This window comes from Bordetella genomosp. 5, assembly GCF_002261315.1.
GTDB lineage: Bacteria > Pseudomonadota > Gammaproteobacteria > Burkholderiales > Burkholderiaceae_B > Bordetella.
The window spans coordinates 524147-536693 of the sequence record NZ_NEVP01000004.1 but is presented as its reverse complement, the minus strand read 5'-3'; the positions used below and the strand labels follow the sequence as shown (position 1 = coordinate 536693).

Genomic DNA, 12547 nt, shown 5'->3' with positions numbered 1-12547 from the left:
CCGGCTCCAGGCGTGGCGCGGGTTTCCGGGCAGTTCCCCGAAAGAATGCGAGCAGCCATCCTTCTATATTGCAGCGCAGCATCGATTTTGGGAGGGGCGCCGCCGACTGAGGCGCCGCCCGCGCCACGCACCGTGGCGGCCGCCCTGCCCCGCGCCGCCGCAATTCCGGCGTCGTGCACCCGGCTTTGCCCGTAAAATAGGCGGTCTAACGGCCCGAAGTCCATGTCCAGCCCGCACAAGTCCAACATTCCGAACTCGTTTCACGACCACGCCCGCCTGCGCCGGCGTGGGCTGTACTGGGTGACCCCGGCGCTCGTGCTCATCCTCTATATATGTGTGATGGGCATGTTCTTCTGGCTGCAGCGCATCCACGATGACAGCGTGATGTTCGTCACGATCGATCAGGAGCTGCGCCAGCAACGCCTGATCTGGGTCGTGCTCGCGCTCTCGTGCGTGATCATCATCAGCCTGCTGATGCTGTGGCGCTACACCCGCTTCCGGTCCGAGGCCGAGGCCGCGCTGATCGCCGAGACCGGCTTTCGCCGCGCCATGGAAAACTCCATGTCCACCGGCATGCGCGTGCTCGACATGGAAGGCCGCATCGCCTACGTCAATCCCGCCTTCTGTCGCATGATCGGCTGGAACGAAGCCGATCTGATCGGCCGCAGCCCGCCGTTCCCGTATTGGGTGCCCGGCCGCCACGAGCAGCATCAGCACACGCTCGATGTGCTGATGTCCGGCAAGACGCCCTCCAGCGGCCTGGAGGTCGAGGCGCAGCGCCGCGACGGCTCGCGCTTCACGGCGCGCATGTATGTGTCGCCGCTGCTCGACCCCAACGGCAACCAGATCGGCTGGATGACCTCCATGACCGACATCACCGAGCCCAAGCGCATCCGCGAGGCGCTCACCGCCGCCCATGAGCGCTTCATGACGGTGCTCGAAGGCCTGGACGACGCGATCTCGGTCACCGCCGATACCCACGATGGCCTCGAGCTGCTGTTCGCCAACCGCACCTACCGCCGCGTGTTCGGCGCGCAGACCGGCGGGCACGACGAGCTCCTGGCCGGACGCCGCGGCCGCTTCACCGACGAATCCGTCGAAGTGTTCGCCCCCTCGGTGCAGCGCTGGTTCGAAGTGCATCACCGCATGCTGGCCTGGACCGACGGCCGCCGGGTGCGGATGCAGGTGGCGCGCGACATCACCGAACGCCGCAGCCACGAAGAGGCCTCGCGCGTACAGCAGGAAAAGATCCAGCTCACCAGCCGTCTCACCACGATGGGCGAGATGGCCTCGTCGCTGGCGCACGAGCTCAACCAGCCGCTCACGGCCATCGCCAACTACAGCATGGGCGCGGTGGCGCTGGTCAAGGCCGGCCACACCAGCCCCAACATGCTGCTGCCCGCGCTCGAGAAGGCCGCGTCGCAGGCCGAGCGCGCCGGCAAGATCATCAGCCGCATCCGCGAATTCGTGAAGCGCAGCGAGCCGCGCCGTCAGCGCGTGGCCATCGGCCGCATCGTCGAAAACGCGATCGGCTTCGCCGAGATCGACGCACGCAAGCGCCGCATCCGCATCGACAGCTTCGTGCCGTCCAATGCGCCCGATGTGCTGGCCGATCCGATCCTGATCGAGCAGGTGCTGCTCAATCTGCTCAAGAACGGCCTCGAGGCCATGGAAAAGAGCGAGTCCGACGAGCTCAAGGTGGCGGTGATCCCGCACGAGCAGCAGATCGAGGTCGCCGTGGTCGACCGCGGCCACGGACTCGCCGAACCCGAGCGACTGTTCGAACCGTTCTTCAGCACCAAGTCTCAGGGCCTGGGCATGGGGCTGAATATTTGCCGTACCATTATTGAGTCTCACCATGGGCGCCTGTGGGCCGACCCGAATCCCGCCGGCGGTACTATCTTCCGCTTTACCCTGCCCTGCGCCGCGCCCCAGGCCAATGCGCAGAATGATCAGTCCGAGGAGTTGCACGCATGAACACCCCCCACCTGTCGAGCACGGTATTCATTGTCGATGACGACGAAGCCGTGCGTGATTCGTTGCGCTGGTTGCTCGAGGCCAATGGCTATCGCGTGCGGGCGTTCTCGAGTGGCGAATCCTTCCTCGACGAATACGATGCCTCGCAGGTCGGCGTGCTGATCGCCGACGTGCGCATGCCCGGCATGAGCGGCCTCGAACTGCAGGAACAGCTGATCGCGCGCAACGCGCCACTGCCCATCGTGTTCATCACCGGCCACGGCGACGTGCCCATGGCGGTGTCCACCATGAAGAAGGGTGCGATCGACTTCCTCGAGAAGCCGTTCAACGAGTCCGATCTGCGCGAGATCGTGGCGCGCATGCTCGAGCAGGCGGTGCAGCGCGTGAGCAAGCACCAGGCCCAGAAAGACCACGAAGCCATGCTGGCGCGCCTGACCGCGCGCGAGCAGCAGGTGCTGGAGCGCATCGTCGCCGGCCGCTTGAACAAGCAGATCGCCGACGACCTGGGCATCAGCATCAAGACCGTCGAGGCGCACCGCGCCAACATCATGGAAAAACTTGAAGTGACCACCGTAGCAGATCTGATGAAGGTTGCTCTGGCCAAGCCGGAGACCCAGGCATGACCCAGGCAGTGAATTTCGCGGCCGCCCCGGAGGCCTCGCAACAATGACCGCACGCATCATCGACGGCGCCGCCCTGTCGCAGCGCATCCGCACCGAAGTCGCCGAGCGCGTCGCCGCCCTGGCCGAGCGCGGCCATCGTCCCGGCCTGGCCGTGGTGCTGGTGGGCGAAGATCCCGCCTCGCAGGTCTATGTGCGCAACAAGGTCGCCGCCTGCGAAAAGGCCGGCCTGCACTCGGTCAAGGAGCAGTACCCGGCCGACATGAGCGAGGCCGAGCTGCTCGCCCGCATCGATACGCTGAACCGCGATCCGTCCATCCACGGCATCCTGGTGCAGCTGCCGCTGCCCAAGCACATCGACGCCCACAAGGTGATCGAGGCCATCGCCGCCGAGAAGGACGTCGACGGTTTCCACATCAGCAACGCCGGCCTGCTCATGACCGGCCAGCCGCTGTTCCGTCCGTGCACGCCGTACGGCGTCATGAAGATGCTCGAGTCCGAAGGCACCGTGCTGCGCGGCGCCGAGGCAGTGGTGGTGGGCGCGAGCAACATCGTCGGCAAGCCGATGGCCATGCTGCTGCTGGCCGCGGGCGCCACGGTCACGCTGTGCAACTCCAAGACGCGTGATCTCGGCGCGCAGACGCGCCGCGCCGACGTGCTCGTGGTGGCCACCGGCCGCGCCGGCATGGTGACCGGCGACATGATCAAGCCTGGCGCCGTCGTGATCGACGTGGGCATCAATCGCGGCGCCGACGGCAAGCTCTGCGGCGACGTCGACTTCGCCACCGCCAAGGAAGTGGCCGGCGCGATCTCGCCCGTGCCGGGTGGCGTGGGCCCCATGACCATCGCCATGCTGTTGGTGAATACGGTCGAGGCCGCCGAACGCGCGGCGGATGCCGTTGCCGGCTCGGCTGCCTGATCGCCCACGGGGCGCCGCCGCAGGCGGCGCCCCGGGCCGCGGCGATTCGGCCGGCCGCACCCCGCCCCGGGGGCCGCGCGCCTTGTTTTCTCCCTTCCCGCCCTCATCTGATCTGCAAGCCTGCCCGCTTGCGGGTCGTTTATTGTTTTCTGGAATCGCGCGATGACCAATCCCCTGCTCGCACCCGTGGCCGACCTGGTCGACTATGCCGCCGTCAAACCCGCGCACATCGTGCCGGCGATCGAAGACCTGCTCGCGTCGGCGCGCAAGGCCGTCGAACACGCCGCCGATCCGTCGCTCGAGGCCAGCTGGGAAGCCGTCGTCGAGCCGCTCGACAGCGCTTCCGAGCGCCTGTGGCGCGCCTGGTCGGTGGCAGGCCATCTGAATGCAGTGGTCAACACGCCCGAGCTGCGCGAGGCCTATAACGCCGCGCTGCCACTGGTTACCGAGTTCTCGACCTGGGTGGGCCTGCACGAAGGGCTGTACCGCCAGTATCAACGCCTCGCCGCCGCGCCCGACTTCGCCAGCTGGGATCCGGTGCGCCGCCGCGTGATCGAGCTGGCGCTGCGCGACTTCCGCCTGAGCGGCGTGGAGCTCGTGGGCCCGGCGCGCGAACGCTACGCCGAGATCTCCGATCGCGAGGCCCAGGTCTCGCAGAAGTTCTCCGAAAACGTGCTCGATTCGATCGATGCGTGGTCGATCGTGATCGAAGACGAAAAGCGGCTCGACGGCATTCCGGGCGACGTCATCGAGACCGCCCGCCAGGCCGCCGCCGAAGACGGCAAGCCGGGCTACAAGTTCACGCTCAAGATGCCGAGCTATCTGCCGGTGATGCAGTACGCCCGCGATCGCGGCCTGCGCGAAACGCTGTACCGCGCGTACGGCACCGTGGCGTCCGAGCAAGGCGCCAGTCAGTTCGACAACTCGCCGCTCATCGAAGAGCTGCTGGGGCTGCGCGCGGAAGAGGCCCGGCTGCTGTCGTACGCCAACTTCGCCGAGCTGCGCCTGCAGACGCGCATGGCGAGCAACGCCGGCGAGGTCACGGACTTCCTGCGCAACCTCGCGGCGCGCGCCAAGCCCTATGCGCAGCGCGACCTGAACGAGCTGCGCGAGTTCGCCGCGCGCGAGCTCGGCCTGGATACCCTAGAACCCTGGGACGTGGGCTTCGCTTCCGAGCGCCTGCGCGAATCGCGCTATGCGTATTCCGAAGACGAGATCAAACAGTACTTCACCGAGCCGCGCGTGCTCTCCGGCCTGTTCGAGGTGGTCGAGTCGCTGTTCGACGTGCGCCTGCGCGAGGTACCGGTGTCGTCCTGGCACGCCGACGTGCGCGGCGTGCAGGTGCAGGCGCCCGATGGCCGCCTGATCGGCCATCTCTATCTCGATCTGTATGCGCGCGCCGGCAAGCAGAGCGGCGCCTGGGTCGACAGCGAACGCAGCCGCCGCCGCACCGCCAAGGGCCTGCAGACGCCGGTGGTTTACCTCACCTGCAATTTCTCGCGCCCGGCCGGTGGCAAGGCCGCCCTGCTCACGCACGACGACGTCATCACGCTGTTCCACGAGGCGGGCCATGCGCTGCACGCGCTGCTCTCCGAAGTCGACGAGCCCGGCGTGGCCGCGTTCTCGAGCGTCGAGTGGGACGCCATCGAACTGCCTTCGCAATTCATGGAGAACTTTTGCTGGGAGTGGGCCGTGGTGCAGAAGCTCTCGGCCCACGTCGACAGCGGCGCGCCGCTGCCGCGCGCGCTCTACGACCGCCTCGTCGCCGCGCGCAACTATCAAAGCGGCATGCAGGCCGTGCGCCAGATCGAGTTCGCGCTCTTCGACATGTTGATGCACGACCGCGCCGAAGGCATGCCGATCGCCGACGTGCTCGCGCTGCTGCAGGACGTGCGCAAGGAAGTCGCCGTGCTGTTCCCGCCGGCCTGGCATCGCCTGCCGCATGCGTTCTCGCACCTGTTCGCCGGCGGTTATGGCGCGGGCTACTACAGCTACAAGTGGGCCGAAGTGCTGTCGGCCGATGCCTACGAGGCCTTCGAAGAAGCGGCCAGGGCGGCCGGCGAGCAGGCCGACACGCTCGACACCGCCACCGGTCTGCGCTTTCGCAAGGAAGTGCTGGCGGTGGGTGGCGCTCGCCCCGCGGCCGACTCGTTCGCGGCCTTCCGCGGCCGCGCGCCCCGCATGGACGCCCTGCTGCGTCACAGCGGCATGAGCGACGCCCAGCCGGCCTGACGCGACGCCCGCCCGGATCGGGCGGGCTTGCTCCAGCGCAAGCGCCCGCCAGGCCGACGGCCGCGCAAGGTGGACGGGGTTGCTAGAATCGAGACAGCCCGTCCCCTTCACCGCGTTGCGCACCGTCGAGCCGATTTCATGTCCTTCGTGCCTGTTCCGCTGGTCCGTCCGTCTTCTTTCTCTCCCGCACGCCGGCGCGTGTTGCTCGGCGCCGCCGCGCTCGCCGCCGCCGGGATGCTGGCCGGGTGCAGCGAACGCTCGGCGGACTGGTCGCTCTACAACGTGCGCGGCCACCTGCCCGATCTCAAGTTTTCCTTGCAGGCGGCCAATGGCCAGACGGTGACGGCCGACGCGCTCGCCGGCAAGACCGTGTTGCTGTTCTTCGGCTATGCGAGCTGCCCGGACGTCTGTCCCACCACGATGGCGCAGCTCACGGCGGTGCTGGGCGAACTCGGCGACGCCGCACGCGATGTGCGCATCGTGTTCGTCAGCGTCGATCCCCATCGCGACACGCCCGAAATCCTGCAGGCCTATGTCAACGCCTTCAATCCCAACACGCTGGGCCTGACGGGCAATGAACGGCAGGTGGCCGATCTGGCGCGGCGCTATCGCGTCGCCTATCAGATCGAAAAGCCCAAGCCCGGCGACGACGCCGACACCTACGACGTCACGCACAGCCGCGGCGTATATATCTTCGACAACCGCGGCCGGGCACGGCTGCTCGCCTCCGACACGGATACCGTGGCGGCGATGGTCAAAGATTTGCGGCAATTGCTCGCGCAGACCGGCTGAGCCGCTGTCGCGGGCACGCTACGTGCGGAGGGAGCGCACCAGTTGTTACAACTGCCGCAACAAGGGGCTGAGTATCATGAGCTCACCCCTTCCCCACCGCACCAGGAGGTCGCATGAGCATCATCATCATGATCATCGTCGGGTTCATCGTGGGCTTGATCGCCCGCGCCATCATGCCGGGAGACCAGAGCATGGGCATCATCATGACCACGATCCTCGGGATCGTCGGTGCGGTGGTCGCCGGTTTCCTCGGTCAGTCGCTCGGCTGGTATCAGTCCGGCGAGCCGGCGGGCTGGATCGCCTCGGTCGTGGGCGCCATCATCGTGCTGTTCGTCGTGGGGCTCGTCACGCGCAAGCGCGCCTGACCCCGCCACGCTTCGGCACGAGAGCTCCGCGGTGTTCCGCGGGGCTTTTTCATTGGGCCGCCGGAATCGCCCGGGATCGGGGCACGCGGGTTGAGGACGACCATGCGATGCCGAGCCGACGGGAGCGGTGCAAAGCGCAGGAACAGCGCTTGCGGATGAAGGCATGCGGCATCCGCACGCACCCCCATAGGAGATACGCCATGCATCTGAACCTCAATCGCAAACTGGCCATCGCCGCCCTCGCGGGCTTCGCCTTCACCGGCGCCGCCATGGCGCAAAGCGCCACCCCGGCCAGCCCGTCCAAGACGCCGAACGATTCGACCGCGGCACAGCCGAACCGTCCGCTGCCGGCCGGCCAGCAGGCTCCCGCCCCGGGCGAACCGTCCAAGACGACGACCACGCCCTCGCACAGCGGCACGATGTCGAACGACAAGGACAAGCGCATGGACCACAACAAGGGCATGGACGGCAAGACCATCCCCGCGCCCAATTCCAGCGCACCGCGTGACGTCAACCCGAACTCGCCGGGCACGAACTACCCGAACACCGGCGGCAAGTAATCGGTTCGGCTGATCCGGCCGCGCTCCTCGGGGCCGGGTCGGACGAGGGGCGTGTTCCATCGCGGAACACGCCCCTTTGTTCGTGCGCGAGGAATCACGCAATCGCGATCGCGGCCCTGCGACCCTCGCGTCTGCGGGGTCCGCCCACGACGACTGGCGGACCTGGATACGGATCAGGCATATTTACCGGTCAGCCCGCCGTCCACCACGAGCTCGGTGCCGGTGATGTACGACGCGTCGTCGGAAGCCAGAAACGCCACGGCGTTGGCCACTTCCCATGGTGTGCCCATGCGGCCCATCGGCACCTGCCGATCCCGCGCGGCCTTGGCCGCCGCCAGATCATCGGGATCGAACATGCGCGCCACGTTCGCCGCCACGCGCGGCGTATCGATGAGGCCCGGAATTACCGTGTTCACCCGTATGCCGTCGGCCGCGTACTGCTGCGCCGCCATGCGCGCGAAATGGATCACCGCCGCTTTGCTGACGCTATACGCCAGATGCGGATAGCCGGTGTAGCGGATGCCCGCGATCGACGAGACGGTGACGATGGCGCCGCCGCCCTGCGCACGCATGGGCGGCGCGATGAGCCGCGTGGCGATCAGCAGGCTGCTCACGTTCACGCGCTGAATCCGCTCCCAATCATCGAGCGAAATATCTTCCGGGCCACCGACCTTGCCGATGCCGGCGTTGGCCTGCCAGATGTCGATGCGCCCGTAATGCGCGAGCGCAGCCTGCACCGCCGCCTGCATGGCGTCGGGATCGGCCACGTCGGCGCGCACCGGCAACGCGCGGCCGCCCGCCGCTTCGACCTCGTGCGCCGCGTCTTCGGCGGCGGCCAGATCGGCGTCGAGCGCCACCACCGCTGCCCCATGGCGGGCGAGCGTGACGCAGCTCGCCTTGCCGATGCTCCATCCGGCCGCGGAAGCGCCGGCACCGGCCACGACCGCGATCTTGCCCGCGAGGCGGGGTTCCGTGGCGCCCGTCATGCCGCGTTCCCCAGACCGACCGTCATGCCGCCGCACACATACAGCACCTGTCCGGTGGTGAACCCGGCGCGGCTGTCGAGAAAGCCGGCCACGGCATGCGCCACTTCGGCGGGCGTGCCCATGCGGCGAACCGGAATGGTGTCGAGAATCTGGCGCGTCTGCGGCGCGTCGGGCGGATTCACGCGATCGAACAGCTCGGTGGCGATCGGGCCGGGGCCGATGGCGTTCACCGTGATGCCATGCGGCGCGGTTTCGAGGGCCCAGGTCCGCGTCAAGCCCAGCAGCCCGGCCTTGGTCGCGGCATAGGCACTGCGTCGCCCCTTGCCGAGCGCGGCACGGCTCGCGATGTTCACGACGCGGCCGAAGCGCGCCTCGCGCATGCCCGGCAGCAGCCCCTGCAACAGCAGCAGCGGCGCGGTGAGATTGAGCGCGCTGACCGCGGCGAGATCTTCGGGCGTGGTGTCTTCGAGCAGCGCGGGCTTCACGATGCCGGCGTTGTTGACCAGGCGCAGCACCCTGCCCCGGCCCGCCACCTCGCGCACCGCGTCGCGCAGCGCCTGGGCGTCGGTCAGGTCGACCGCGATATGCGTTTCGCCCGCGAGCGGCGCCTCGGGCGCGCGCAGATCCAGGTTGAAGACCGCATACCCGTCTTCGATCAGCCGCTCGGCGATCGCGCGGCCGATGCCCTGGCTCGCGCCGGTGACCAGCACATCGGACTTCATTCGCCCTCTCCCTGCGTCTGATGCGTGCGGCCCTTGCCCACATACGGGATCGCGTGGTCGATGGTCTCCCAGATGAAGCGCCCCGACGGATCGGTCTGCTCTTCGGCCACGTGCGACACCAGGCCGGCGGCGCGCGAAATCACCGCGAAGCCACGCATCAGCTCCGTGGGCACGCCGATCTCGCTCAGCAGGGCCGCCACCGCGCCGGTGGCGTTGATGGTGATGTGCTTGCCGTAGGTGCTGTCCACCGCCTCGGCGAGCAGGCGCAGCGCGCGCAGCGACTCGCCGCCCAGCTCCGGCTGTGCCTCGCCCAACGCGATCAGCCTGAGCGCGCGCGGATCGTCGGGCTTGTGCAGATGGTGGCCGAAGCCGGGCAAGGCGCGCCGGTTGGCGCGATGGTCCTGGGCAATGGCAAGGGCCTCGGCGCGCGGATCGCTGGCGTGGCGGATGCGGTCGAGCAGGCGCGAACAATTCTCCATGGTGCCGACAAACTGGCTGCCCACGGCCATCAGTCCCGATGCCACGGCACCCTGCAGGTTTTCCGGCGCGCTCATGTAGACCACCCGTGTCGCGATGGCGCTGGGCGTGAGGCCGTGCTCCATCAGCGTGACCAGCACCGCGTCCACGATGTGCACATCGACCGGACGCGCGTCGCGGCCAAGGATCTGCATGATCATCACTTCGGTGAAGCTCTTCTTGCCGATCAGGTCTTCGACCAGATCCACGTCGCGATACGACATGCCGGTCAGGTGGTGCGCGCACAGGCGCGTTTCAGGGGTCTTCATGATGTCTCCTCGCGGGCCGCGTCGCGCACGGCATTCTTGAGCACTTTGCCGACACTGGAACGCGGCAGGCTCTGATGGACATGGATGTGTTTGGGCGTGGCCACCGGCCCGAGCAGCGCGCGCACATGCGCCTTCAGCGCGTCGGCATCGGCCGACGCCTCGGGATGGAACTGCACGGCGGCATGCACCGCCTCGCCCCATTTGTCGTCGGGCAGGCCGAACACCGAGCATTCGTACACGGCGGGATGCGATGAGAGCGCGTTCTCGACATCGACCGGATAGACGTTGAACCCGCCGGTGATGATCACATCGCGCAGCCGGTCTTTCAGAAACAGGTAGCCGCTCTCGTCGAGCAGGCCGGTATCGCCGGTGCGCAGCCAGCCGTCGACCAGGGTCTCGGCGGTCTTTTCGGGCAGGCGCCAATAGCCGGTCATGACCAGATCGCCGCGCACCGCGACCTCACCGATCTCGCCGCGCGGCAGTTCGGTGCCGTCCGCGCCCAGGATGGCGACCTCCGACAGCCAGGTGAGACGCCCCACCGAGCCGCGCCAGGCATCGCTCTCCAGCTCGGCGGGCCGCAGCGCCGTGACGATCTGCGGCGCCTCGGTCTGGCCGTAGGTCGTGCCGAGGACAGGCCCGAAGAAGGCGCGCGCCCGATCGATTTTCTCGACCGGCATGGGCGCCCCGCCGTAGATGAGATTGCGCAGGCGCGGAAAGTCCGCGCGCGTGACGCCCGGCTGCGCCATGATCATGTAGATCAGTGTGGGCGGCATGAAGCTCATCGTGCCGCCGCGTTCGCGAAAGGCCTCGGTCACCGCGGCCGGGCCCGCGCCATCGAGCAACAGAAGGCTGCCGCCCTGCGCGAGCACGGGCACCACGTAGGTGCCGGTGCCGTGCGTGATCGGCGCGGCCACCACATAGCGATCCTCCGGCGTGAGCGACCAGACGGCGATCTGATTCATGATGCCGGTGTTCCATGCGCGATAAGGCTGCATCACGCCCTTGGGCAGCCCGGTCGTGCCGCCCGTGAACTTGATCGCCTGAATCGCATCGCGCGAGAGCGCGTGCCGCACCGGCGCCCGCCCGCTGAATCGCGCGAGCAGGTCGGGCAAGGCCGAGACCGCGTCGGCCGCGCGGGCCGCCTCGTCCAGCGCCACACGGCGCACGCCCTGAGCAGACGGCAGCAAGGGATGGCCGAGCTCGTCGGCCACGACGATGCTCGGGGCGGTGGCCTCGATGATGCGGCCGAGTTCGGACACGGTGCTGCGGTAGTTCAGCGGCACCCAGATCTTGCCGCTCGCCAGCACGGCCAGAAAGGCCAGCACGTGCTCGGCGGTATTGCCCGCGCAGATGGCCACGCGGCTCTGCGGCTCGGGATCCAGATCCTGCAAGGCCGCGGCCAGTGCCCGCACATCGGCGGCCAGCTGCGCATAGCGGATCTGCCCCGCGGGACCATCGAGCGCCACCCGCTCGGGATGACGCTCGGCGGCCCGGAAAAAAAAGTCGATCGGGTACACCCTGGAACTCCTTGGACTAGTTTGCCTTGAGGTTGGCGCTCTTGACGACCGCGCCCCACTTGTCGATCTCGCTCGCGATCTTGGTGGTGAAGGTGGCGGGCGTATTGGGCTGGGCCGGCAGGTAGAAGCCGCCCTGCTTGTACGAGGCCTGCAGCGCGGGGCTGGCCAGCGCATCGTTCAGGGCTTTGTTGAGGCGGTCGATGACCGGCTGCGGCGTACCCTTGGGCGCGACCAGGCCGAACCACGACTCGACGTCGAAGCCGTCCAGGCCCGATTCGGCCAGCGTGGGCACGTCGGGCGTGGCCGGCAGGCGCTTGGGCGAAGTGACGCCGATGGGACGCAGCTTGCCCGCCTGCACGTGCGGCAGCGAAGACGGCAGGTTGTCGAACATCGAGTCGACCTGCCCGCCCAGCAGATCCGCCACGGCCGGCCCGCTGCCCCGATACGGCACGTGCAGGATGTCGGTGCCCGTGCGCATCTTGAACAGCTCGCAGGACAGATGGATCGACGAGCCGCTGCCCGACGAGGCGCAGGTGAGCTTGCCCGGGTTCGCCTTGGCATAGGCGATGTATTCCTGCACCGTCTTGACGGGCACCTTGGGATTCACGACCAGAATGTTCGGAATCGTGGCGATCATGCCGACCGGCGCGAAATCCTTGACGAAGTCGTAGTTCAGCTGGCTGTAGAGCGTGCGGTTGATCGTGTTGGCGATCGAGCCGACATAGAGCGTGTAGCCATCGGGCGCCGCCCGCGCCACGATCTCCGCGCCGATGTTGCTGTTGGCCCCGGTCTTGTTTTCCACCACGAAGGTCTGGCCCAGCGATTCGGACAGCGATTTGGCCATCAGGCGGGCCACGATGTCGGTGGCGCCGCCCGCGGCGTATCCCACCACCAGGGTCACCGGACGTTCGGGATAGGGTTTTGCGGCGGTGGCGGGCGCCCCGGCGAGCAAGGCGGCACTGAGCGCCGCCGCGGCGGATGCGATCCGCCCGGTCCATGCTTTCATTGTCTGTCTCCGTATTATTTGTCTAATATTTGGACAGCTCTTTGTCTGCCCGGTCCCATATTGGGC

The 12547-nt window shown here is 67.9% G+C and carries 12 protein-coding genes; 7 read left to right on the top strand and 5 right to left on the bottom strand.

The window, feature by feature from the left end:
* The first annotated feature begins 222 nt into the window (after positions 1–222).
* From CAL25_RS08005 to CAL25_RS07975, 7 genes are all read left to right on the top strand, one after another.
* A complete protein-coding gene (locus CAL25_RS08005) occupies positions 223–1977 on the top strand; it encodes a PAS domain-containing sensor histidine kinase (RefSeq protein WP_094799397.1) in 1755 nt (584 codons plus the stop codon).
* Positions 1974–2600, top strand: a complete 627-nt coding sequence (locus CAL25_RS08000) for a response regulator transcription factor (RefSeq protein ID WP_094799396.1) — start codon at positions 1974–1976, stop codon at positions 2598–2600. Before CAL25_RS08005 ends, CAL25_RS08000 begins: the two co-directional genes overlap by 4 nt.
* Positions 2601–2643: 43 nt before the next feature.
* The gene (folD, locus tag CAL25_RS07995) at positions 2644–3516 is read left to right on the top strand and encodes a bifunctional methylenetetrahydrofolate dehydrogenase/methenyltetrahydrofolate cyclohydrolase FolD (protein ID WP_094799395.1); all 873 of its coding nucleotides are present in this window, start codon (positions 2644–2646) and stop codon (positions 3514–3516) included.
* Between the two features lie 162 nt (positions 3517–3678).
* Positions 3679–5748 carry a M3 family metallopeptidase gene (locus CAL25_RS07990; RefSeq protein ID WP_094799394.1) on the top strand — a complete coding sequence of 690 codons (2070 nt, stop codon included), beginning with the start codon at positions 3679–3681 and terminating at the stop codon, positions 5746–5748.
* A 234-nt stretch (positions 5749–5982) separates the two neighbouring features.
* The gene (locus tag CAL25_RS07985) at positions 5983–6540 is read left to right on the top strand and encodes an SCO family protein (protein ID WP_094799493.1); all 558 of its coding nucleotides are present in this window, start codon (positions 5983–5985) and stop codon (positions 6538–6540) included.
* Between the two features lie 113 nt (positions 6541–6653).
* A complete protein-coding gene (locus CAL25_RS07980) occupies positions 6654–6905 on the top strand; it encodes a GlsB/YeaQ/YmgE family stress response membrane protein (protein WP_094799393.1) in 252 nt (83 codons plus the stop codon).
* A 200-nt stretch (positions 6906–7105) separates the two neighbouring features.
* A complete protein-coding gene (locus CAL25_RS07975) occupies positions 7106–7465 on the top strand; it encodes a hypothetical protein (RefSeq protein ID WP_212590879.1) in 360 nt (119 codons plus the stop codon).
* A gap of 173 nt (positions 7466–7638) precedes the next feature.
* Here CAL25_RS07975 and CAL25_RS07970 read toward each other — a convergent pair whose 3' ends face one another.
* From CAL25_RS07970 to CAL25_RS07950, 5 genes are read right to left on the bottom strand one after another with little or no spacing between them, the layout of a single operon-like run.
* Positions 7639–8451, bottom strand: coding sequence for an SDR family NAD(P)-dependent oxidoreductase (locus CAL25_RS07970; protein WP_094799392.1), 813 nt, complete (start codon positions 8449–8451; stop codon positions 7639–7641).
* Positions 8448–9173: an SDR family NAD(P)-dependent oxidoreductase gene (locus CAL25_RS07965; RefSeq protein WP_094799391.1), complete on the bottom strand. Its 726-nt coding sequence runs from the start codon at positions 9171–9173 to the stop codon at positions 8448–8450. Before CAL25_RS07965 ends, CAL25_RS07970 begins: the two co-directional genes overlap by 4 nt.
* Positions 9170–9958 carry a citryl-CoA lyase gene (locus CAL25_RS07960; protein ID WP_094799390.1) on the bottom strand — a complete coding sequence of 263 codons (789 nt, stop codon included), beginning with the start codon at positions 9956–9958 and terminating at the stop codon, positions 9170–9172. The genes CAL25_RS07965 and CAL25_RS07960 overlap by 4 nt, the downstream gene beginning before the upstream one ends.
* Complete coding sequence (locus tag CAL25_RS07955) at positions 9955–11475, bottom strand: class I adenylate-forming enzyme family protein (protein WP_094799389.1); 1521 nt, start codon at positions 11473–11475, stop codon at positions 9955–9957. The genes CAL25_RS07960 and CAL25_RS07955 overlap by 4 nt, the downstream gene beginning before the upstream one ends.
* A gap of 16 nt (positions 11476–11491) precedes the next feature.
* Positions 11492–12481, bottom strand: a complete 990-nt coding sequence (locus CAL25_RS07950; RefSeq protein ID WP_094799388.1) for a tripartite tricarboxylate transporter substrate binding protein — start codon at positions 12479–12481, stop codon at positions 11492–11494.
* Between the last annotated feature and the right edge of the window lie 66 nt (positions 12482–12547).

Excerpts from the sequence above, each read along its gene's own strand:
- CAL25_RS08005 (WP_094799397.1), top strand. The coding sequence starts at position 223 with ATGTCCAGCCCGCACAAGTCCAACATTCCGAACTCGTTTCACGACCAC.
- CAL25_RS08000 (WP_094799396.1), top strand. The coding sequence starts at position 1,974 with ATGAACACCCCCCACCTGTCGAGCACGGTATTCATTGTCGATGACGAC.
- folD (WP_094799395.1), top strand. The coding sequence starts at position 2,644 with ATGACCGCACGCATCATCGACGGCGCCGCCCTGTCGCAGCGCATCCGC.
- CAL25_RS07990 (WP_094799394.1), top strand. The coding sequence starts at position 3,679 with ATGACCAATCCCCTGCTCGCACCCGTGGCCGACCTGGTCGACTATGCC.
- CAL25_RS07985 (WP_094799493.1), top strand. The coding sequence starts at position 5,983 with ATGCTGGCCGGGTGCAGCGAACGCTCGGCGGACTGGTCGCTCTACAAC.
- CAL25_RS07980 (WP_094799393.1), top strand. The coding sequence starts at position 6,654 with ATGAGCATCATCATCATGATCATCGTCGGGTTCATCGTGGGCTTGATC.
- CAL25_RS07975 (WP_212590879.1), top strand. The coding sequence starts at position 7,106 with ATGCATCTGAACCTCAATCGCAAACTGGCCATCGCCGCCCTCGCGGGC.
- CAL25_RS07970 (WP_094799392.1), bottom strand. The coding sequence starts at position 8,451 with ATGACGGGCGCCACGGAACCCCGCCTCGCGGGCAAGATCGCGGTCGTG.
- CAL25_RS07965 (WP_094799391.1), bottom strand. The coding sequence starts at position 9,173 with ATGAAGTCCGATGTGCTGGTCACCGGCGCGAGCCAGGGCATCGGCCGC.
- CAL25_RS07960 (WP_094799390.1), bottom strand. The coding sequence starts at position 9,958 with ATGAAGACCCCTGAAACGCGCCTGTGCGCGCACCACCTGACCGGCATG.
- CAL25_RS07950 (WP_094799388.1), bottom strand. The coding sequence starts at position 12,481 with ATGAAAGCATGGACCGGGCGGATCGCATCCGCCGCGGCGGCGCTCAGT.